This is a genomic window from Rhodopseudomonas palustris HaA2 (assembly GCF_000013365.1).
In the GTDB taxonomy this organism is placed as follows: Bacteria; Pseudomonadota; Alphaproteobacteria; order Rhizobiales; family Xanthobacteraceae; genus Rhodopseudomonas; species Rhodopseudomonas palustris_J.
On sequence record NC_007778.1, the window covers coordinates 2,132,078 to 2,154,498 of the forward strand.

The window sequence follows — 22,421 nt, forward strand, 5'->3', positions numbered from 1 at the left end:
AGCGAACCCGGAATCTCGAATTGTTTGCGTGTCCGATTCCGGGTTCGCGCCTTACGGCGCGCCCCGGAATGACGAATGAGGGGATCGTGGCCTAACCCACCATCCGGTCGCGGCCCTTCCAGAAATCGGCGCGCAGCACCTTCTTGTCGATCTTGCCGACGCCGGTCATCGGCAGTTCGCTGACGAATTTGATCTGCTTCGGCGCGTGCGCGGAGCCCTTGCGGCTCTTCACCAGTTCGATCAATTCCTGCTCGTCCGGCTTGCTACCTGCGCGGGCGACGACGATCGCGGTGACGGCTTCGCCCCATTTGTCGTCGGGAACGCCGACGACGGCGACCATCGCGACGTCGCGATGCGTCGACAGCACGTCCTCGACCTCGCGCGGGAAGATGTTGAAGCCGCCGGACACGATCATGTCCTTCTTGCGGTCGAGAATGTACATGTAGCCGCGATCGTCGCGCCGCGCGATGTCGCCGGTGTGCAGCCAGCCGTTCTTCAGCGTCTCGGCGGTCTGCTCGGGACGCTTCCAGTATTCCGCCATCACATGCGGCGCGCGCACGCAGATTTCGCCGGACTCGCCGGTCGCGACCTCCTGATCGTTCTCGTCGAGGATCCGCGCGTCGCAGGCGGCGATCGGAAAGCCGCAGGACAGGAACAGCTCGGGCTGCTTCGGATCGTGATCGGCCTTGCGCAGCACCGACACCGGGTAACACTCGGTCTGGCCGTAGAGCTGCGAGAACACCGGGCCGATTCGTTCGATGCCTTCGACGAGGCGCGTCGGCGACATCGGCGAGGCGCCGTACAGCACCAGCTCAAGCGAGGAGAGATCGGTGCTCGCCAGCTTCGGATGATCGAGCAGCACATAGACCATGGTCGGCACGAACAGCGTGAAGTTGATGCGCTCGCGTTCGATCGTGGCGAGGACCGCCTCCGGATCGAAGCCCTTCAGCATGTGCACGGTGCCGCCGCGCATCAGCGCCGGCAGCACCTTGGTCCCGGCGACATGGCTGATCGGCGCCACCGTCAGATAGCGCGGGTCCATTGGGATCTCGAAATCGGCGAGGATCGCTGCCGCGAAGCCGGCGTTCTCGCGATGCCGACGCAGTGCGCCCTTGGATTTTCCGGTGGTGCCGCCGGTGTAGTTCAGCACCGCGACGTCGTCGATCCGGGCGAAGTCGCGCGGCGTTGCGGAGCCCGCCTTGTCGATCGCGACCAGCAGGTCGACGCCGTAGTCGGCGCGCCCGAGCGTGAAGACGTGCCGCAGCTTGCTCGCTTGCCCGGCAAGCTCGCCGCCGCGCTGCAGGAACGCCGCGGCGTCGATCAGCAGGATCGCCGCCTCGGAATCGTCGATCTGGTCGAGCTGGTCCTGCAGCGAGCCGAGCGGATGCAGCCAGGTGATCGCAAACCGCGACAGCTGCGCCGCGACGCCCGCGCACCAGCTCTCGGCGCGATTGGCGGTGAGCAGCGCGACGCGCGTGCCGGGCTCCATGCCGAGCCCCATGAACACCTTCTGGATGCTGCCGATCATGTCGATCGCGCCGCGATAGCTCATGCTGCCGCCCGGCCACGCGAAGGCATTGCGCGACGGATAGCGCGACAGCGCACGCAGCGTCTGCGTGCAGGCGGTGGGGAAGGCGTAGAGGGCGTCGGTCATGGGCGTTCTCCCGGATCTTTGTCATCGGCCATTGCGCGTGCCAATGTTAGGCGACGAACCTAGCACGCCGCTGCGCGGAAGATGCAAACAGAGCAGGAGGAACTGCCGTGGAAATGTCCGATCGTCTCGCCCGGTTTCGCGGCCGGCTCGAGCTTCCGTTGATCGCGGCGCCGATGTTTCTGGTATCCGGCGTCGATCTGGTCGCCTCCGCATGTAGCAACGGCGTGATCGGATCATTTCCGACGGTGAATTGCCGTAATACGGAACAACTCGAAAGCTGGATCGGCACGATCGCGCAGCGGTTGGCGGACCACGAGCAACGGAGCGGCCGTCGCGCGGCGCCGTGGTGCCCGAACCTGATCGTGCATCGCTCCAATGCGCGGCTCGCCGACGACCTCGCGGTGCTGCTGATGCACAGGCCCGAGATGGTGATCACCAGCGTCGGCTCGCCGGAGGCCGTGATCCAGCCGCTGCACGATGTCGGCGCGATGGTGCTGGCGGACGTCGCCAGCATTCGCCACGCGGAACGCGCGGCGGCGGCGGGCGCCGACGGGCTGGTGCTGCTGACCGCCGGCGCCGGCGGGCAGACCGGCTGGCTCAATCCGTTCGCGTTCGTCCGTGCCGTGCGTCGGTTCTTCGACGGCGTGATCGTGCTGGCCGGCGGAATCGGCGACGGCGTCGCGCTGCGTGCGGCGATGACGCTCGGCTGCGATCTCGGCTACATGGGCACCAAGTTTATTGCGACGCAAGAGAGCGCCGCCGACCCACGCAACAAGGCGATGCTGGTCGAGTCCTCTGCCGACGATATCCTGCTGACGACGGCGTTCACCGGCCTGCAGACCAACATGCTGCGGCCGTCGATCGTGGCTGCCGGACTCGACCCGGACGATCTGCCGGTACGCGGCGCGATCGACATCGGCAAGGACATCGACGTCGGCGCGCGCGAGAACCGGCCGCAACGCTGGCGCGATATCTGGAGCGCGGGACATTCGACCTCGGGCGTCGGCGGCATCGTGCCGGTCGCGGAGCTGGTCTCGCAAACCGCGCAGGAATTCCGCACTGCAGGATGAGCGCATTGTCGCGCCAGTCGACGGCTGTGCTGCGCCATGTCATATCTAGACGATAAGAAAAATCGGGGAGACCACGCCATGAAGAGCTTTCGCGTCTCGGGCTTCGGCCAGCCGCTTAGCGAAGACAACCGGCCGACGCCGGAATTGACCGGCACGCAGGTGCTGCTGCGCGTCAAGGCCGCCGGCATCTGCCACAGCGATCTGCACATCTGGGAGGGCGGCTACGAACTCGGCCACGGCCGCAAGAAGCTGTCGCTGGCCGATCGCGGCGTGGCATTGCCGCTGACGATGGGGCACGAGACCGTCGGCGAGATCGTCGCCGCAGGACCCGACGCCAAGGATGCGAAGATCGGCGATGTCGCGCTGGTGTATCCGTGGATCGGCTGCGGCCAATGCGCGGTGTGTCGCGAAGGCGACGAGAACATGTGCCTCAAGCCGCGGTTCCTCGGCGTGTATTGCGACGGCGGCTATTCCGACGAACTGATCGTGCCGCATCCGCGCTATCTGCTCAGCCTCGACGGGCTCGATCCGGTGACCGCGGCGCCGTATGCGTGTTCGGGCGTCACCACCTACAGCGCGCTGAAGAAGCTGGAATTCGCCTTCGACGGTCCGATCGTGATGTTCGGCGCCGGCGGGCTCGGGCTGATGGCGCTGTCGCTGCTGAAGGCGATGGGCGGCAAGGGCGCGATCATGGTCGATATCGACGCCAGGAAGCGCGAGGCGGCGGAGCAGGCCGGCGCGATGGCGACGGTCGACGGCGCGGCGCCCGACGCGCTGGAGCAAATCGCCAAGAAGGCCGGCGCGCCGGTGCGTGGCGCGCTCGACCTCGTCGGCAATTCGCAGACCGCGCAACTCGGCTTCGACTGTCTCACCAAAGGCGGCAAGCTGGTGATCGTCGGCCTGTTCGGCGGCGGCGCGCCATGGGCGCTGCCGTTCATCCCGATGCGCGCGATCACGATTCAGGGCTCGTATGTCGGCAATCTGCGCGAGACCCAGGAACTGCTCGATCTGGTGCGCGCCAACAAGATCGCGCCGATTCCGGTGACGCCGCTGCCGCTGCCCAAGGCCAACGAGGCGCTGATGGATCTGCAGAAGGGGCGGTTGGTCGGCCGCGCGGTGCTGACGCCGTGATCGCCGTCGTCAGTCCGGCTCGCGCATGGCGAGCCCCTCCGCCTCGGCGAGGTCCTGCGGCGTGTTGGCGTTGAAGAACGGATCGGCCGGCTCGACCGGCCATTCGGCCATCGCGCGCGGATAGCGCGCGGTGAAGCGGTCGACCTTGCGGATGTCGTCGGCGAGCAAGGCGCGGCGCAGGTCGATGCGCAGGCCGACGGGCCACAGCGCGATCACCGGATGCGAGCGGCCGGCCGATGCGGCGACGGCGATGTCGGCCTGCTGATCGATCCGCGCCTGATGCAGCCGCGCGACCAGATCGCGCGGCAGAAACGGACAATCCGCCGGCGTGCTCAGCATCCATCGGGCGGCGGGCCGGTGCTCGGCGACCCAGTCCAGCCCGGCGAGCACGCCGGCGAGCGGACCGCGAAAACCATCGACCGGATCGGCGATGACCGGCAGGTCGTAGTCCGCGAACCGCGCCGGGTCGCCGTTGGCGCTCAGCGCCAGGATGTCGCATTGCGATGCCAGGCGGTCGATCACCAGCGCCAGCAGAGTTCGGCCGCCGACCATGCGCAGCGCTTTGTCGCCGCCGCCCATGCGCTGCGCCAGGCCTCCGGCGAGGATGATTGCAGGTGGGGCGGGGGGGTCGGCCATCGAGCGTCTTCCGAACATTTCGGGGCACCTCATGGTGGTACAGGCGGAGGCGCTCGTCCGCAATAAGGCGAACGGCGGAGTGATTGACGCAGGCCACGCGCTTCGCCATCGTCCGCGGCGATGACAACGATCAAGCTCGACCTGACCGGACTGAAATGTCCGCTGCCGGTGCTGAAGACGCGCAAGGCGCTGACCGCGCTGCGCGGCGGTGACCGGCTGGAAGTGCATTGCACCGATCCGATGTCGCTGATCGATATTCCGGTGCTGATCCGGCAGACCGGGGATCAGGTCGACAGCGCGACACGATCCGAAGCGGCGATCGTGTTCGTCATCACCAAGGCCGCTACCGCCGATCGCGCCGACGACTGAAGCGGCGCGGTCGGGAACCAATGATCATCTCGGACGATTGATCTTTGTTTCCATGGGAGGAATTGATGGCCAGAAAATATGCGAAGAAAGCGTCGGCCAAGGTCGCGCGCGCGATGAAGAAGCGCAAGTCCGGCACGCTGAAGAGCGGCGGCTCCGGCAAGACGGTGAAGAGCCGCAAGCAGGCGATCGCGATCGGCCTGTCGGAAGCGCGCGCCGAAGGCAAGAAAGTGCCGAGCAAGAAGGGCGCGAAGAAGACCGGCACCAAGGCCACGAAGAAGACGACCAAGAAGTCGGCGAAGACGACCACAAAGAAGACGGCGGCGAAGAAGGCGACCAAGAAGTCGTCGAAAGAGAAGACGAAGAAGACGGCGGCCCGCAAGTCGGCGACGGGCCGCAAGCGCACGCCGTCGAAGAAGGGTTGAGCTCCGTCGACAAACGCCCTCGCTACAAACGTCCTAGAGCCCTTCATCGAATGATTGAAGCAACGCGGCATTCTCGCGTGCGGTGTCGTCATCCTGAGGTGCGAGCGCAGCGAGCCTCGAAGGATGCGGCCAAGGCGTTTGCGGCTCATCCTTCGAGGCCCGCAGCGCCGCGCATGGCGCGGCCCAGCGGGCACCTCAGGATGACGGCGGTGATTCCATCAAAACCAGAGCTGCTCTAGCGTTCGTCATTCCGGGGCGCTCGCGCAAGCGAGCGAACCCGGAATCCATAACACCTACGCCAACTGGCAAGACGTACTCGATCGCCTTCCTCGCTCAAATCCGAGCACCGGGGTTATGGATTCCGGGCTCGCGCTACGCGCGCCCCGGAATGACGAACGATGGATCGATTGGTAAAGGCGCCTCAGCTCGCCTTGCGTGAACGCGCCGCCGAGCGGTGGGCCTTCTTCGCCGCGCGGCTACCGCCGCGTGACGCCGCGCGCCGCGGCGCAGGCTTGCTGCCCTTCTTGCCGCCGAGGCTCTGCTTGAGCGCATCCATCAGGCTGACGACGTTGTCGGACGTCTCGCGCGGCTCGGGGATCTTGATCGACTTGCCGGCGGCCTTGCGCTTGACCAGCGCCTTCAGCGCGGTCTCGTAGTCGTCCTTGAAGGTCGACGGATCGAAATGCGCCGCCTTGGTGTCGAGGATGTGCCCGGCGAGTTCGACCATGTCCTTGGAGATTTTCGGGCTCTTGATGCCGTCGAAATAATCCTCGGCGTCGCGCAGTTCGTAGGGATAACGCAACGTGGTGCCGAGCAGGCCCTTGCCGAGCGGCTCGATCGCGATCACATGCTCGCGGTTGGTCAGCACGATCCGCCCCAGCGCGACGCGGCCCTTGTCCTTCATCGCGTCGCGGATCACGGCGAAGGCGTCTACCCCGGCCTTGCCCTCCGGTGCGATGTAGTACGGATGGTCGAGGTAGCGCTTGTCGATCTCGTCGGCGGGCACGAAGCTGTCGATCTCGATGGTGTGGGTACTCTCGATCTGCACCGCTTCGAGCTCGTCCTTCTCGATCGCGACATACTTGCCCTTGCGGACTTCGTAGCCGCGGCCCTTCTGCTGCTTTTCGACCACGTCGCCGGTTTCCTCGTCGATCATCTGCTGCTTCAGCCGGTTGCCGGTCTCGGTGTTGATCATGTGAAAGCGGGTCTTCTCGACGCTGGTCGAGGCCGGATACAGCGCCACGGGACAACTGACCAAGGACAGTTTCAGCGAGCCCTTCCAGTAGGCGCGGCGCGGGGCCATGATGCTCTCCGATGACGGGGGATGCGGGGCGACCGGACGGCGGCGTCCGATCGGGAACTTCAACCCAGCGGTGGGGTTTTGGTTCCGGTGCTCGGCGACATGCGCACGAGCGCTGCGAGGCGGAGACGACCATGGCGGCCAGCAAGACCCTCACCCTGTATCGCAACAAGCGCGACTTCGAACAGACCGCCGAGCCGCGCGGCGATGCCGAGGTCGTGCCGTCGAAGCGGCGGCGCTTCGTAATTCAGAAGCACGACGCGACGCGGCTGCACTACGACCTGCGGCTCGAATATGACGGCGTGTTCAAGTCCTGGGCGGTGACGCGCGGCCCATCGCTCGATCCACGCGACAAGCGGCTCGCGGTCGAGGTCGAGGACCACCCGCTCGACTACGGCGACTTCGAAGGCACCATTCCCAAGGGCCAGTACGGCGGCGGCACGGTGCAACTCTGGGACCGCGGCTATTGGGACTGCGATGATCCCGAGCGGGGGTTCAAGACCGGCGATCTGAAATTCACGCTCGACGGCGAGAAGGTGCACGGCAGCTGGGTGCTGGTGCGGATGCGCCACGACCGCAACGGCGGCAAGCGGACCAACTGGCTGCTGATCAAGCATCGCGACGACGACGCCCGCGAGGGCAAGGCCAACGACATTCTCGACGAGGATCGCTCGGTGGCGTCGGGCCGGACCATGAAGCAGATCGCCGAAGGCAAGGGGCGGGCGCCGAAGCCGTTCATGACAGGCAAGGTGGCGCGGGTGAAGGCCGACGCGGTGTGGGACTCGAACAAGGGGCTGGCCGCGGACGCGCGCGCGGCCGACGACGCCGGAAAGGCGGCGAGACCCAAGCGCGCCGCGGCGAAGAAGGCGCCGAAGAAGGCCGCAGCGAAGTCCCGCACAACGAAGACGACGTCGAGGGCCACGCGCAAGCCGGTGAAGGTCGCCGCAATGCCGGACTTCATCCCGCCGCAGCTCTGCACTTCGGTCGAGCGTCCGCCCGGCAGCGACGGCTGGCGCCACGAGATCAAGTTCGACGGCTATCGGATGCAGTTGCGCATCGCGCACGGCGAGGCTGCGCTCAGGACCCGCAAGGGGCTCGACTGGACCGCGAAATTTCGGGCGATCGCCGACGAGGCTGCGGGCCTGCCGGATGCGATCATCGACACCGAGATCGTCGCGCTCGATCATCACGGCCATCCCGACTTCGCGGCGTTGCAGGCGGCGCTGTCGGACGGCGACAGCGACAAGCTGATCTGCTTTGCGTTCGATCTGCTCTATGCCGACGGTGAGGATCTACGGTCTTTGCCGCTGTCCGAGCGCAAGCAGCGCCTGCAAGATCTGCTCAAAGCCGCGCGCGGACGTCGCAAGGAAGGCCTGATCCGCTATGTCGAGCACTTCGAGACCGGCGGCGATGCCATCCTGCAATCGGCCTGCAAGCTGTCGCTCGAAGGCATCGTCTCCAAGAAGCTGGACGCGCCGTATCGCTCCGGCCGCAGCGACAACTGGACCAAGGCGAAGTGCCGTGCCGGGCACGAGGTGGTGATCGGCGGCTGGAAAACGACGGCCGGCAAATTCCGGTCGCTGATGGTCGGCGTGCAGAGCGACGATCGCGCGGGGAATCATCATTTGGCTTACGTCGGCCTGGTCGGCACCGGATTCGGCCAGGACGTGGTGAAGCGCATCCTGCCCGAGTTGAAGGCGCGCGCATCAAAGGACAATCCGTTCGCGGGCGAAAACGCGCCGCGCAAGACCAGCGACGTGAATTGGGTGACACCGGACCTGGTCGCCGAGATCGAATTCGCCGGCTTCACCGGCGCCGGCATGGTGCGGCAGGCGGCGTTCAAGGGGCTGCGCGCCGACAAGCCGGCGGACGAAGTCGTGGCGGAGAAGCCTGCCCAGGTCGGGATCGCGCGGCCGAAGCCGAAGCGCGGGACGAAAGCAGCCCCGGCTGTGCGGAAAGTCGCGTCCGCCGCCAGCCGCGCCGAGGTGATGGGAATCTCGATCTCCAAGCCGGACAAGGTGCTGTGGCCGGCGAGCGAGATCAGCGAGGCGATCACCAAGCTCGACCTCGCACATTACTACGAAGCGGTCGGCGACTGGCTGATCGCGCACATCAAAGGGCGGCCGTGCTCGATCGTGCGGGCGCCCGACGGCATCGACGGCGAGCATTTCTTCCAGCGCCATGCGATGCCCGGGATGTCGAACCTGATCGACCTCGCGAAGGTCTCCGGTGACCGCAAGCCCTATGTCCAGATCGATCGTGTCGAAGGGCTGATCGCGGTGGCGCAGATCGGCGGCCTCGAACTGCATCCGTGGAACTGCGCGCCCGGCGCCTACGACGTACCAGGGCGGCTCGTGTTCGATCTCGATCCCGCCCCGGATGTCGGCTTCGACGACGTGGTCGCCGCGGCACGCGAAATGAAAGACCGACTGGAGACGATCGGACTGTCGACGTTCTGCAAGACCACCGGCGGTAAGGGACTGCACGTCGTGGTGCCGCTGCAGCCGAAGGACGACGTCGACTGGAAGCAGGCCAAGATATTCGCGCAGACGGTGTGCGCGCAGATGGCCGACGACAGTCCTGAGCGTTATCTGCTCAACATGTCGAAGCAGCAGCGCAAGGGAAAGATCTTCCTCGACTACCTGCGCAACGACCGGATGTCGACGGCGGTCGCGGCGCTGTCCCCCCGGGCGCGCGAGGGAGCCACTGTATCGATGCCGGTGACCTGGAGTCAGGTCAAAGCGGGCCTCGATCCGAAGCGGTTCACGCTGGGTACGGTGCCGGCCCTGCTTCGCAAGACCAAGGCGTGGGCGGACTACGACGAATCAGCGGCCCCGCTGAGGGCGGCGCTCGAGGCGCTCGCATCCAGCGGGGCTTGAAGGCGTCGCAGAGGGATCAGATCTTGCCGAGCAGGAGCAGGATCACCAGAATGATGATGATCAGGCCGAGGCCGCCGCCGCCATAATAGCCGGTGCCGTAGAACGGTCCGCCGCCGATGCCGCTGAAACCGCCCAGCAGGGCAATGATCAGAATAATCAGTATGATTGTGCCGATAGACATCTCGCTCTCCTTGTCGCGACGGGTCGCCCGAATGCTCCGCCTCTGTCAGAGCGGAAACACGCGGCGAGAGTGAAGGTTCCATAGATTGAACCGGCCGCATGCCCTGTTATTTCCGGTGGAGCGCCCTAAATACCGATCGACGCAACACCCCGATGACGGAAGGAAGTACGGATGTCAGCTCCGCTTGTCGTATCGATACCTCATCGGCTGGGACGTGACGAAGCCGCGCGCCGTCTGAAGAGCGGGTTGGGCCAGGCGGCGGTCAGCGTGCCTATGCTGAAGCTCGACGAGGAGATCTGGCAGGGCGACCGTATGATTTTCAGAGTGCGCGCGCTGGGCCAGGTCGCGGCCGGCCACGTCGATATCGCCGACGATCACGTTCTGCTGGAAGTGCGATTACCATGGCTGCTGCAGAAATTCGCCGACGTCGCCCAGCAGACGATCCGCAAGCGCGGACACTTGCTGCTTGAGAAGAAGTAACGCGTATCGCCGCATCGCGACAGGGATGCGTGTTGCTACGCAACAAGCAAGTCATCGAATCTTTTGCATCTGCGTCTTAAGGCTCGCGTAACCGCTGGCTGAAATCATCGCGAAGCGGAGGAGGGAACCGATGACCAATCGGCACGAGATCCGCCAAGCCGTCCGGCGCGAGATCCCGGACGGCTTTGCTCTGTAGTCTCCCCGCGACCGCGATTCAGGCGCTTGTCTTTCGGCGTGGCCGAGCCGGGCCGGCGAGATTGCTCAGGCGCGCCTGACGGACCGCGACCGGCAGATTGCGAAACAGCTCGGAGAGCTTCACGTCGCTTCCGGTCGTGCCTTCGACGGTGAATCCGGAAACATCCACTGTGGCGTCGAACGCGTCGCCGCGCGGCCATCGCCGGCCGTTGTCCGACAGCGGTGCGAAGTTCTTTCCAACTACCACGATCACGGCCTGAGCGCCGCGGGTGCGGGCGAAAGCGATCGCATGGTCGCGATGCGGACCCGAGATCGCGAGCGGCCGATAATCCCCGTCGGTGAACACGCTGCGGAGTTCGTTGCGGATCGCGAGCAACTGCCGGGTCCAGGCCAGCTTGACGCGGCCGTCGCTCCAGTTGCGCAGCAGCGCGTCCCAGTCCGGCTCGGCAAGCGCTGCGAGCGCCTTTTCGCGGGCGGCAAAATCGACCGGGCGGCGATTGTCGGGATCGACCAGAGAGAAGTCCCAGAACTCCGTGCCCTGATACAAATCAGGGACGCCGGGCATCATCGTCTTCAGCGTGACCTGGCTCAGCGAATTCAGCGCGCCGATCACGGAGACGCGCTCGGACGCGCGCTGCAGCGAGTCGAGGAACGCGCCGGACTGGGCGGGGTCGAGAATGCGGTCGACGAAGATGCGGATGCCTTCCTCATAAGCGAGGTTCGGGTTGATCCAGTTGGTCTCTTCTTTGCCTTCGCGCGCGGCCTTCAGCGCGTAGCCCTGAATCCGGTCGGTGAAGTCGGCGTCGGGTTCGAGCGGCCAGGCGCCGAGCAGGCCCTGATACAGCATGTATTCGAACGTCGCCGACGGGGCCCGCATCGCGCCGTCCGTCACCAGATGGGCCGCGTTCAGCAGCTTCCATTTGGCGACCAGGCTGGCCCATTCGCCCGGCATCTCCGCCAGCGCCAGCAGCCGCGTCCGCGCGTCTTCGCCGCGCTTGGCGTCGTGGGTCATGGTCGCGGTCATGCCGTGCGGCCAGTCCTGCGCCCGCTGCGTCATCAGCTGATGGAAGGCATCCGGCGCCAGCGCGTGCGCGGCGGGTTCGCCGCCGACCTCGTTGAGCGCGAGCAGGCGATGGTAGCGATAGAAGGCGGTGTCCTCTAGCGACTTCGCCATGGTCGGCCCGGTGAATTGCTGGACCTTGAGCGCGAAGCGGCGCACCCGCGGCTTGCTGTGCGCGGCCCGGCCCTTCAGCAGGTCCATCGTCAGCGCGTCCTGCAGGAAGTCGAAAATGCCGTCGTCCGCGCCGAACCAGTCGGCGCGCGCCTTCTCGATGGTCTGGGCGATCAGTTCGCGATCGGGTCCGTTCGGGCCGGACCCGCTGATATAGGTGCGATACACCGGGAAGTGCAGCACGTAGAGTTCGAACACCTGCCGCAGATTGTCGGCGGAGAAATCGCGCGTCGAATAGTGCCCGCTGGCGATCCGGGCCAGCAGCCGCGTCAGCACGGTGAATTCGCTGAGCAGCAGCGTCTCCAGCACGCGGCGCTTGGCGCGCATCAGCACCGGCGGAAAATCCGGCGAGGTGTTGCTCACCTGCCGCCAGACCTCGTCGAGCGGCTGCAGGCCTGCGCCGTCGACCAGCGCCTGGGTGATGACATTCAGCCATTCGTAGCCGGTGGTGCCGTGGACACCGGCGAAGCGCCGCAACGGCTCGCCGTCGCCGAGGATCTTCTCGATCACCATGTAGAGCGGCGGCGCGGCAGGCCCCTGCGCCTCGCGGGTGAGCCGGCGCAGGCGCTGGAAATATTGCGCAGGGTCGCGCAGGCCGTCGATGTGGTCGAGCCGCAGGCCCTGTAGCTGACCGTTGGCGATCAGCCGCTTCACCAGCGTGTGGATCCCCTCGAACGTGCCGGCGTCCTCGACGCGCAAGCCGGCGAGGGTGTTGACGTCGAAGAAGCGGCGATAGTTGATCTCGCTCGCGGCGAGTTGCCAATGGCCGAGCTTGTAGTGCTGGCGTTCGAGCAGATTGTGCAGCGCCTGAATCTGCGTATTGCGGCCTTCGCCGGCCCGATAGGCGGCGAGGCCCTTGTCGATCAGGTCGGCGCTGCCCGGAACAGCCTTCAGCGCCGCCTTGAAGTCCGGCGCTTCCTTGCGATCCGGGTGGCGCAATCCGCGATAGCGCGCGGCGAGCGCGAGGATCGCCTTGCCGGCGGGATGATCGGTGGCATCGGCCTCGCGTACGATCGTACGCAGGATCTCGCTGTAGCGCTGCGGCGCGATCGGCAACCGGTGTTCGAAGTACCAAGCCGAGAAACTGCCGTCGCCGGCGTCGTAGCGTAGCCCGATCTCGCCGCTCTCCAGCGCCTTGCCGTAGGAGGTTCCGATGATCGGCAGCAACACCCCGCCGCGGTTGCGGAACGGCAGCATCTCCCAGTCGATGTCGAACGAGGCGGCATGCGGCGATGCCGGGCCCCATTCCAGAACGTCCAGCCACCATGGATTGTCGGCGAAGTGAACGCCGACATGGTTGGGGACGAAGTCGAGGATCAGGCCGATATCGTGGCTCTTCAGCGCCGCGGACAGTCGCGCGAACGCCTCTTCGCCGCCGAGTTCGGGGTTGAGCGTGGTGTGATCGACGATGTCGTAGCCGTGGGTCGATCCGCGGCGCGCCTTGGTGAAGGGCGACGCGTAGAGATGCGAAATCCCGAGCGCCTTGAGATACGGCACGATCGCGGCCGCATCGTCGAAGCCGAAAGCGGCGGTGAGCTGGATACGGTAAGTCGCAGTCGGGATCGCGGGAGGCATCAGGACTCTTCGAGGCGCCAGGTCACCGCCCACGGCGGAATCATCCCGTTCCAATCGTCGCCCCACACATTAGTTCCATCGGGCGGTGCCTTGAAGGCGACGTCGTGGTCCGACAGATTGGCGACGAGCTTGAGCGTGGCGCCGTCTCCGAGCCGCCAGCGGGCGCGGAGCAGGCCGTCCTCGGCGATCTCGGCATTGCCGAAGCGGGCGCCTGGCAGGCGCGGCACGAGAGTGTTGCGCCGGATGTCGAGCAGCCGCTTCACGAGCGCCAGCCGCGCTGCGCCGCGGCCGTCGTCGCGCTCGCTCCAGTCGATGACCGCGCTCTTGAAGGTCGATTCGTCGAGCGGGTCGGGGACCTCGTCGCCGTATGTCTCGTAGGCGCCGGCGAATTCCTTGCGTCGACCCCGGCGGACGGCATCGGCGAGTTCGCCGTGGAAATCGCAGAAGAACGGAAACGGCGCCTGCGATCCCCATTCCTCGCCCATGAACAACATCGGGATCGTCGGCGCCAGCAGCGTGATCGCGAGCGCGGCTTCGACCGCCTTCGGCTTCGCCAGGCTTTCCAGCCTGTCGCCGAGCGCGCGATTGCCGATCTGATCGTGGTTCTGCAGGAAATTGACGAAAGCGAGCGGCGGCAGCTTGCCGCTGGGCTCGCCGCGCGGCTGACCGCCGCGATGCCCGGACGGCTCGCCCTGATAGACGAAGCCCGAGCCCAGCGCGCGGGCGATGGCGTTCAGCGGCGCGTCTGCATAGTCGGAATAGTACCCCTGCTTCTCGCCGGTCAGGGCGACGTGCCAGGCGTGGTGATAGTCGTCGTTCCATTGCGCGCGATACTGTCCGCGCGGGGGATCGACGACAGGATCGAGGACGGCGGCGATGTTGTCGTCGTTTTCGAGCACCAGGTGGATGTGGCGGCCGGTCTCTGCGGCGAGCTTGCCGACTTCCCGGCTCAGTTCGTGCAGCATCGGGATTTCGCCCTGATCCGGGATGGCGTGCACGGCATCGAGGCGCAACCCGTCGAAATGATATTCGCGTAGCCAGTACACGGCATTCTCGATCGCGAAGGCCCGGACCTGTTCGACGTCGTAATTGATCCCGTTGCCCCACGGCGTGTGCGAATCCGAGAAGAACGGCGGCGCGTATTGGCCGATGTAGTTTCCTTCGGGGCCGAAATGATTGTAGACGACGTCGAGGAACATCATCAGGCCGCGCTCGTGCGCCGCGTCGATCAGCGCCTTGAGATCCTCCGGCCGCCCATAGGCGCTGTCGGGTGCGTACCACAGCACGCCGTCATAACCCCAATTGCGGCGCCCGGGAAAATCCGCCAGCGGCATCAGCTCCAGCGCGGTCACGCCGGTGTCGACCAGATGATCGAGCCGGTCGATCATCGCGCGGAACGTCCCCTGCGGCGTGAAGCTGCCGACATGCGCTTCCAGCAGCACCGTCTCGTGCCACGGCCGACCACGCCATTCGCCGGCGCGCCACGGATAGGCCGCATGATCGATCACTTCGCTCGGGCCCTGAATATCCTCGGGCTGGAAGCCGGATGCGGGATCAGGAACGTCGGTCGTATCGTCGATGCGGAAGCGATAGCGCGTGCCGCCGCGCGCCCCGTCGATCTCGACCTTGAACCAGCCGTCCTTGTCGCGTTGCATCGCATGCGGACGATCGAGCACGACGTCGACGCGCGTTGCGTTGGGAGCCCACAGCCGGAATTCGGCGCCGTTCTCGGTCAGCCGCGGGCCGAAGCTCCGCCCCTTCATGCGCCCGCTCCGGAAAACGCCAGCACCGAGCGCGGCGGTGCCGACGTTTCGCTGCCTGCCGGTAGCGGCGCGACCTGGACGCTGTCCTTGGTCGTATCGAACAATTGGTGCCAGTCCTGATATTCAGGCAATTTCGGCAGCTGAAACCGGATCTTCTCGGCGCCCGAATTGAGCACGATGAAGATCGCTTCGGCACCCGGCTCGGAGGGGCTCAGCACGTAGGCGAGAAACCGTCCGTCCGGAAACGCCCAATCCTGCTCCGTCATCTCGGTGGCCGATGGCGTCAGCCACAGTACCCCATAGGACCCGTCGGCGCGCCGGCCGTCGAGCCATCGACGCGAGCGGATCTGCGGAAAGCGGCGGCGGATCTCGCTCATCAGGCCGACGAAATCGACCATGTCGTCTTCGCGATTGAGGCCGTCCCAATTGACCCACCCGATGTCGTTGTCCTGGCAATAGGCGTTGTTGTTGCCGTTCTGCGAGTTGCCGACTTCGTCGCCGGCGAGCATCAGCGGAACGCCCTGGGCCAGAAACAGACAGGCCAACTGGTTCTTGCGGAGCTGGCGGCGCAGCGCGACGATCGTCGGATCGTCGGTCGGGCCCTCGTGGCCGCAATTGTTGCTGTGATTGTCGTTGGAGCCGTCGCGGTTGTCCTCGCCGTTGGCGAGGTTGTGCTTGTCGTTGTAGCTGAACAGATCCGCGAGCGTGAAACCGTCGTGCACGGTGACGTGGTTGATGCTGGCGCGCGGCATCCGGCTGTCGTGGTTGAAGATGTCGGACGAGCCGGTCATCCGTCGCGACACTTCGCCGATCAGGCTGCCTTCGCCGCTCCAGTAGCGTCGCATCGCGCTGCGATAGCGGTCGTTCCATTCCGACCATTGCGACGGGAACGCGCCGACCTGATAGCCGCCCATGCCGAGGTCCCACGGCTCGGCGATCAGCTTCACCGAGGCCAGCACCGGGTCCTGACGCAGCGCGGTGAAGAACCCGGAATTGCGCTCGTAACCGTTCGGTCCACGCGCCAGCGTGGTGGCGAGGTCGAAGCGGAAGCCGTCGACGTGGCAGACCTCGACCCAGTAGCGCAGACTGTCCATCACCATCTGCAGGACACGCGGATGATTGAGATTGACCGAGCTGCCGCAGCCGGTGAAATCATCGTAGAACCGCGGATTGTCCGGCATCAGCCAGTAATACGAGGCGTTGTCGATGCCGCGGAAGGACAGCGTCGGGCCGAGATGATTGCCCTCGGCGGTGTGGTTGTAGACGACATCGAGGATCACCTCGATGCCGGCGTCGTGCAGCCGCGCCACGGTTGTGCGGAATGCGTCGAGCGGATTGTCCGGCGCGTAGCGCGGTTCCGGCGCGAAAAACGAAATCGTATTGTAGCCCCAGTAGTTCACCAGCTTCTTCTCGACCAGCACGCGATCATCGATAAGCGCGTGGACGGGAAGAAGTTCGATCGCGGTGACGCCGAGACGCTTGAAATGATCGATCATCGCCGGCGCGGCGAGCCCGCCGAAGGTGCCGCGCAGGCCGGGCGGCACGTCTTCGCGCAGCTGCGTCAGGCCCTTGACGTGGGCTTCGTAGATGATGGTGTCTTCCCAGGGAATGTTCGGCCGGCTCTCGTGGCGCGAGAAGCCGCCGGTCTCGTCGACCACCACCGCCTTCGGCATGCCGCGGGCGTTGTCGCGGCGATCGAACGACAGATCCTCGCGAGGGCTGCCGGCGCGATAGGCGAAGTGCGCATCGCTCCACACCAGCCGGCCGGACAGCCGCTTGGCATAGGGATCGAGCAGCAGCTTGTGGGCGTTGAAGCGATGGCCTCGCTCGGGATCGTAGGGGCCGTGCACCCGGTAGCCGTAGAGCTGGCCGGGCGACACGTCGTTGAGATAGCCGTGCCAAACGTCCTCGGTGCGCTCCGGCAGCTCGATCCGCTCCAGCTCGCGGCGGCCCTGGCTGTCGAACAGGCACAATTCGACCTTGTGGGCATTGGCCGAGAACAGCGCGAAATTGGTGCCGCGGCCGTCCCAGGTGGCGCCGAGACGGGAGCAGCTTCCGGCGGTAAGGCGCATGCTCAATCTTCCGGCTTCAGAAAGATCGCGGCCAGCGGCGGAATGTTCAGACTGAGCTCGGGCACCAATCCCTCGAGAGTCCGAACCTCGCCGGCGTTGCCGACATTGCTGCCGCCGTAAATCGCGGCGTCGGAATTCAGCACCTCGCGCCAGCGGCCGGGGAAGGGCACACGGACGCGGTAGTCCTGATAGACGTTCGGGGAGAAATTCACGATCACCAGGCAGCGCGCCCGGGTGTCGTTGCCCTTCCGCATCCAGGCGAACACGTTGCGCGCGGCGTCTTCGGTGATGATCCATTCGAAGCCGAACGGATCGCAATCGAGCTGATGCAGCGCCGGCAAGTCCCGGTACAGTCTGTTGAGGTCGCGGACCAGCGCCTGGATGCCGGCGTATTTCGGGGTGTCGAGCAGGTGCCAGTCGAGTGAGCGATCGTGATTCCACTCCCGCTCCTGGCCGAATTCGCTGCCCATGAACATCAGCTTCTTGCCCGGATGCGCGAACATGAAGGCGTAGTAGGCGCGCAGATTGGCGAAGCGCTGCCATTCGTCGCCCGGCATCCGGCCGAGGATCGAGCGTTTGCCGTGCACGACCTCGTCGTGCGACAGCGGCAGGATGAAGTTCTCCGAGAATGCGTAGTGCAGCCCGAACAGGATCTGGCCGTGGTGATATTTGCGGTGGATCGGATCCTTGCTGATGTAGTTCAGCGTGTCGTGCATCCAGCCCATGTTCCACTTGTAGCCGAAGCCGAGCCCGCCGAACTCGACCGGGCGCGACACCTGCGGCCAGGCGGTGGATTCCTCGGCTGCCGTGGTGGCCTGCGGGAATTTGGCGTAGACCTCGGCGTTGAAGCGGCGCAGGAAGTCGATCGCCTCGATGTTCTCGCGGCCGCCGAACTTGTTCGGGATCCAGCCGCCCGCCGGCCGGCTGTAGTCGAGATACAGCATCGAGGCCACCGCATCGACCCGCAACCCGTCGATGCGGTAGCGTTCCAGCCAGAACAGCGCGTTCGACACCAGGAAGTTCACCACTTCGGTGCGGCCGTAATTGTAGATCAGCGTGCCCCAGTCCAGATGCCGGCCCTGCAGCGGGTTGGCGTGCTCGTACAGCGCGGTGCCGTCGAAATTGCCGAGCCCGTGCGGATCGTCGGGGAAGTGGCCGGGGACCCAGTCGAGCAGCACGCCGATGCCGTGCTCATGGCAGGCGTCGATCAGCGCGCAGAAATCCTCCGGCGTGCCGAACCGGCTGGTCGGCGCAAACAGCCCGGTCGGCTGATAGCCCCAGGAGCCGTCGAACGGATGCTCGCTGACCGGCAAAAATTCGACATGGGTGAAGCCCATGTCGCGGACATAGGCCGGCAATTGCTCGGCGAGCTCGCGATAGGTCAGCCACTGCTCGCCGTCCTTGCGGCGCCACGAGCCCAGATGCACCTCGTAGATCGACATCGGCGCGCCGAGCGCGTTGATGTTGTCCGGCGCCGGGCGTGGCAGCGGCAGCCGGGTCTGATCCACCACGATCGAGGCCGTCTTCGGCCGCATCTCGGCGGCGAACGCCATCGGATCGGACTTTTGCGGCAGCGTCTCGCCGTTCGGCCCGGTCATGTCGAATTTGTAGTGATCGCCGGCGGTGGCGCCGGGGATGAACAGCTCCCAATAGCCGTTGCCGCGCACCCGCATCTGGTGCCGGCGCGGATTCCAGAAGTTGAAGTCGCCGACCACGCTGACGCGGCGGGCATTGGGCGCCAGCACCACGAAGCCGACGCCTCTGACGCCTTCCAGCACCATCGGGTGCGCGCCGAGCTTGTCGTACAGCCGCTGATCGGTGCCTTCGCCCAGCAGATACAGATCGAACTCGGTCAGGATCGGGGGAAAGCGATACGGATCTTCGAGATCCACGGTAGTGTCGCCGAACCGGGCGCGGAGCTGATAGCGATGTGAGCCGTTCGGCAGCGGCCCGGCGAACAGACCGGCATCGTGAACCCGCTCGAGGATGGCCGTCTCGCCATGCTCGCCGACCGCCTCGACCGCGGTCGCATCCGGCAACAGCGCCCGGACGACGACGCGGTCGTCCTCGGGATGCGGGCCGAGATAGCGAAACGGGTCCGCGTGGCGGCCTTCGAGCACCGCATAGGCGTCATCGGTCAATTGGACGGTCATGAATTCTCCTCGGGCTGCCGAGTCAGGATGCGAAGAATGCCAGCCAGCGGCACGCGGAGCCAATCGGGACGATAGGCGAGTTCGTATTCGATCTCGTATAGCGCCTTTTCGATCAGGAAGAAGTCCAGGATCTGATCGGCTGCCGCACGATCCACGGGCCACACCGGGCTGTCGGCCATCGTCTCGCGATAGGCAGCCAGGAACGCCTCCGTCGAGCGCGTCCGCCAGACATCGAGCGCGGCCGCGATCTTGCCGGACTCGTCCACCAGCGCCTTCTGCGCGCGCTCCAGCGCCGCGGTCGTGGAATAGTCGATCGAGCGGATCAGTCCGGCGACATCGCGCGCAGCCGGCGCCTTGGCCCGCCGCTCGGCCTGGGACCGCCGCGGTTCTCCTTCGAAGTCGATGATGAAGATGTCGTCCTTGACGATCAGCATCTGGCCGAGGTGGAAGTCGCCATGATGCCGGATCTTCAGGCCGCCGGCACTGCCGAAAAGGCCACGGAGCCCCTCCGACAGGCCGTTGCGCTGCGCCAGCAGATCGTCGATCAGGGCCCTGTCGGCGTCCCTGAGACCGTCGCGCTTCCGCGCCAGTTCGTCGAGCACGCGTCCGGCGTTGGCCGTCACGGCCTCGGTCCAACTCCGCGCATCGTCGTCCGCAATCGGGACCGGCGCGAAATCGTCGACCTCGGGATGGCCGGCGAGGGCGATGTGCATCTCGGCGACGCGCTTGCCGGTCTGCTGCATGTAGCGCAGATACGGCGCGAGTTCGTCGCTGGCGCTATCTTCCTCGGTATTGATCAGCAGTCGCTGGTCGTCGACATAGCGGTCGAGATAGCCGGACGTCACGGTCCAGCCGTCGCCCTGATTGGCGACGAAATCGTGCACCACCGCGATCGCGCTGACCTTGTCGCCCTCGACCAGTTCGACACTGCCGAGCAACGACGGGGTGTTGGAATAGCCGGCGACCTCGGAGAGGAAGCGGCCCATCTCGATCTCGGGATTGATGCCGCTCTCGAGCCGGCGATACAGCTTGACGACGTAACTCTCGTCGACCAGCGCCGTCGAGTTCGACTGCTCGGTGTCCACCGCGCGAATGTGGTTGTAGGGACCGGCCGGCTTGTCGGCGAGTCGGGAGCCGGGCCTGAATTCCAGCCGGTCGCCGTCGTTCTCGACGACGAGCGATTCACGCAGATTGTCGAGCAGCAGCGTGGTGAATTCGGTGTCGGCGGCGACGTCGAGCAGCGTTCCTTCGCGCGCGCCCTGGCGGACCGCCGCGAAGGCGCGCGGATTGTAGCGCTCGCGATCGAAGCGGACCCAGTCGATCTGCATCGGCAGCACGTAGCGGGTGTTTACGCCGCGCACGGTGGCTTCGAAGAACGTCAGCCAGGGCCGGTTGTCATGCGTGATCGAGAAGGGGATCGCCGAGGTCAAATGCGGCTGGATCGCGCGCGGCGAACGTTCCGGAAACCATCGGGTTCGCGACAGATAGGCCGGCAGCACGTCGCGCTCGAACACGCCGCGGGTCCGCGCCAGTGTCATCCAGGTCGAGCCCAGCGGCACCACCAGGGTCTCGAACTCAGGCACCGTCGCGGCGGGCGCGACGTGCTCAGATGTGTCGCGCTCCTCGAGCTTGAACCAATAGAAGCCGTAGGGCGCGAGCGTGATCATATAGGGCAGTTCGCCGATCGCCGGAAATTTGGTGCGGCCGAGCATCTCCTGCGGCACGCGATCCTTCCACGGCGACAGGTCGAGCTCGGTGGCCTGCGCCGAGCGCGACAGATTGGCGACGCAGAGGATCACCTCGTCCTCGTACTGCCGGACATAGGACAGCACCGAACGGTTCACCGGCCTGATGAAGGTCATCGTGCCACGCCCGAAGGCGAGGGTGGATTTGCGGACCGAGATCAGCCGCTTGGTGGCGCTCAACAGCGACGACAGGCTGCGCGCCTGGGCCTCGACGTTGACCGAAGCATAGCCGTAGACCGGGTCCATGATCGGCGGGGCGTAGAGCCGCGCCGGATCGGCTCGCGAGAAGCCGCCGTTGCGATCCGACGACCATTGCATCGGCGTGCGCACGCCGTTGCGGTCGCCGAGATAGATGTTGTCGCCCATCCCGATTTCGTCGCCGTAGTAGATGATCGGCGTGCCGGGAAACGACAGCAGCAGCGAATTCATCAGCTCGATCTTGCGGCGGTCGTTGTCCATCAGCGGCGCGAGCCTGCGGCGAATGCCGACGTTGATGCGCGCGCGCGGATCGGCCGCGTAGGTGGTCCACAGATAGTCGCGCTCGACGTCGGTGACCATTTCAAGCGTCAGCTCGTCGTGGTTGCGCAGGAACATCGCCCACTGGCAGTTCGCGGGAATTTCCGGGGTCTGCCGCATGATGTCGGTGATCGGGAAGCGATCCTCCTGGGCGATCGCCATGTAGATCCGCGGCATCAGCGGGAAGTGATAGGCCATGTGGCACTCGTCACTGTCGCCGAAATATTCCTGCACGTCCTCCGGCCACTGATTGGCCTCGGCCAGCAGCACCTTGCCCTTGGCGTAGGCGTCGAGCTCCGCGCGCAGCGTCTTGATGACGGCGTGGGTCTCGGGGAGATTTTCGTTGTTGGTGCCGTCGCGCTCGCACAGATAGGGAATCGCATCGAGTCGGAAGCCGTCGACGCCGGTATCGAGCCAGCGCTTCATCACCTTGACGACCGCGCCGACGACGTGCGGATTGTCGAAGTTGAGGTCGGGCTGGTGCGAGAAAAAGCGGTGCCAGTAGTACTGGCCGGCTTCCGGATCCCAGGTCCAGTTCGACTTCTCGGTGTCGGTGAAGATGATCCGGGTGCCCTGATATTTCTGGTCGCTGTCGCTCCAGACGTACCAGTCGCGTGCGCTGGAGCCCTTGCCGCTGCGTCGCGCCCGCTTGAACCAGTCGTGCTGGTCGGAGGTGTGATTGATGACGAGTTCGGTGATGACGCGCAGATTGCGCTTCTTGGCCTCGACGATGAAGCGGCGGAAGTCCTTCATCGTGCCGAAGTCCGGATTGATCGAGCCGTAGTCGGCGATGTCGTAGCCGTCGTCGCGCTGCGGCGAGGGGTAGAACGGCAGCAGCCACAGCGCGGTGACGCCGAGGTCCTGGAGGTAATCCAGCTTCTCGGTGAGGCCGGCGAAGTCGCCGATGCCGTCATTGTTGCTGTCGGCGAAGGCCTTGACGTGGAGCTGGTAGATGATCGCGTCCTTGTACCAAAGCTCGTTGGTGGCGTCGGCTTGGGCGCGGGAATCGGTCGAGTCGATCGGCGACATCACGTTCATGGTTGCGCTCC

General features: G+C 65.7%; 15 protein-coding genes. 6 read left to right on the forward strand and 9 right to left on the reverse strand.

The annotated features are described in order from the left end of the window. Nucleotides 1-91: 91 nt before the first annotated feature. On the reverse strand, nucleotides 92-1,654 hold the full coding sequence (locus RPB_RS09410; protein WP_011440765.1) for an AMP-binding protein: 1,563 nt from the start codon (nucleotides 1,652-1,654) through the stop codon (nucleotides 92-94). A 113-nt stretch (nucleotides 1,655-1,767) separates the two neighbouring features. Here RPB_RS09410 and RPB_RS09415 point away from each other — a divergent pair, with 113 nt between their 5' ends. Beyond that, on the forward strand, nucleotides 1,768-2,724 hold the full coding sequence (locus RPB_RS09415; protein ID WP_011440766.1) for an NAD(P)H-dependent flavin oxidoreductase: 957 nt from the start codon (nucleotides 1,768-1,770) through the stop codon (nucleotides 2,722-2,724). Between the two features lie 78 nt (nucleotides 2,725-2,802). Further along, nucleotides 2,803-3,855 (forward strand): alcohol dehydrogenase, encoded by a 1,053-nt coding sequence (locus tag RPB_RS09420; protein ID WP_011440767.1) that lies wholly within the window; start codon nucleotides 2,803-2,805, stop codon nucleotides 3,853-3,855. 9 nt (nucleotides 3,856-3,864) lie between these two features. Here the strand turns inward: RPB_RS09420 and mobA are convergent, their stop codons facing one another. Beyond that, nucleotides 3,865-4,509 carry a molybdenum cofactor guanylyltransferase MobA gene (gene mobA, locus RPB_RS09425; RefSeq protein ID WP_011440768.1) on the reverse strand — a complete coding sequence of 215 codons (645 nt, stop codon included), beginning with the start codon at nucleotides 4,507-4,509 and terminating at the stop codon, nucleotides 3,865-3,867. A 102-nt stretch (nucleotides 4,510-4,611) separates the two neighbouring features. Between mobA and RPB_RS09430 the strand changes: the two genes are divergently transcribed. Beyond that, entirely contained in the window at nucleotides 4,612-4,860 is a 249-nt protein-coding gene (locus tag RPB_RS09430) for a sulfurtransferase TusA family protein (protein WP_011440769.1), read from the forward strand. Nucleotides 4,861-4,925: 65 nt separating this feature from the next. Next, nucleotides 4,926-5,282 carry a DUF6496 domain-containing protein gene (locus RPB_RS09435; protein ID WP_011440770.1) on the forward strand — a complete coding sequence of 119 codons (357 nt, stop codon included), beginning with the start codon at nucleotides 4,926-4,928 and terminating at the stop codon, nucleotides 5,280-5,282. Nucleotides 5,283-5,703: 421 nt separating this feature from the next. On the opposite strand, the gene RPB_RS09440 is transcribed toward RPB_RS09435, so the two are convergent. Further along, nucleotides 5,704-6,585 carry a Ku protein gene (locus tag RPB_RS09440; protein ID WP_011440771.1) on the reverse strand — a complete coding sequence of 294 codons (882 nt, stop codon included), beginning with the start codon at nucleotides 6,583-6,585 and terminating at the stop codon, nucleotides 5,704-5,706. A 131-nt stretch (nucleotides 6,586-6,716) separates the two neighbouring features. Between RPB_RS09440 and ligD the strand changes: the two genes are divergently transcribed. Next, nucleotides 6,717-9,461 (forward strand): DNA ligase D, encoded by a 2,745-nt coding sequence (gene ligD, locus RPB_RS09445; protein ID WP_011440772.1) that lies wholly within the window; start codon nucleotides 6,717-6,719, stop codon nucleotides 9,459-9,461. Nucleotides 9,462-9,477: 16 nt separating this feature from the next. On the opposite strand, the gene RPB_RS24080 is transcribed toward ligD, so the two are convergent. Further along, on the reverse strand, nucleotides 9,478-9,642 hold the full coding sequence (locus RPB_RS24080) for a DUF3309 family protein (RefSeq protein WP_011440773.1): 165 nt from the start codon (nucleotides 9,640-9,642) through the stop codon (nucleotides 9,478-9,480). Nucleotides 9,643-9,813: 171 nt separating this feature from the next. Here RPB_RS24080 and RPB_RS09450 point away from each other — a divergent pair, with 171 nt between their 5' ends. Continuing rightward, nucleotides 9,814-10,122 carry a polyhydroxyalkanoic acid system family protein gene (locus RPB_RS09450; protein ID WP_011440774.1) on the forward strand — a complete coding sequence of 103 codons (309 nt, stop codon included), beginning with the start codon at nucleotides 9,814-9,816 and terminating at the stop codon, nucleotides 10,120-10,122. Nucleotides 10,123-10,336: 214 nt separating this feature from the next. Here RPB_RS09450 and treY read toward each other — a convergent pair whose 3' ends face one another. Genes treY through treS form a run of 5 tightly spaced genes read right to left on the reverse strand, consistent with a single transcriptional unit; the run spans nucleotide 10,337 to nucleotide 22,410 of the window. Further along, nucleotides 10,337-13,123, reverse strand: a complete 2,787-nt coding sequence (gene treY / locus RPB_RS09455; RefSeq protein ID WP_011440775.1) for a malto-oligosyltrehalose synthase — start codon at nucleotides 13,121-13,123, stop codon at nucleotides 10,337-10,339. Continuing rightward, nucleotides 13,123-14,886 (reverse strand): malto-oligosyltrehalose trehalohydrolase, encoded by a 1,764-nt coding sequence (gene treZ, locus RPB_RS09460; protein WP_011440776.1) that lies wholly within the window; start codon nucleotides 14,884-14,886, stop codon nucleotides 13,123-13,125. The genes treY and treZ overlap by 1 nt, the downstream gene beginning before the upstream one ends. Then, on the reverse strand, nucleotides 14,883-16,958 hold the full coding sequence (glgX, locus tag RPB_RS09465; RefSeq protein ID WP_011440777.1) for a glycogen debranching protein GlgX: 2,076 nt from the start codon (nucleotides 16,956-16,958) through the stop codon (nucleotides 14,883-14,885). Before glgX ends, treZ begins: the two co-directional genes overlap by 4 nt. A gap of 2 nt (nucleotides 16,959-16,960) precedes the next feature. Continuing rightward, nucleotides 16,961-19,111, reverse strand: a complete 2,151-nt coding sequence (glgB, locus tag RPB_RS09470) for a 1,4-alpha-glucan branching protein GlgB (RefSeq protein WP_011440778.1) — start codon at nucleotides 19,109-19,111, stop codon at nucleotides 16,961-16,963. Next, nucleotides 19,108-22,410 carry a maltose alpha-D-glucosyltransferase gene (gene treS, locus RPB_RS09475; protein ID WP_011440779.1) on the reverse strand — a complete coding sequence of 1,101 codons (3,303 nt, stop codon included), beginning with the start codon at nucleotides 22,408-22,410 and terminating at the stop codon, nucleotides 19,108-19,110. Before treS ends, glgB begins: the two co-directional genes overlap by 4 nt. Between the last annotated feature and the right edge of the window lie 11 nt (nucleotides 22,411-22,421).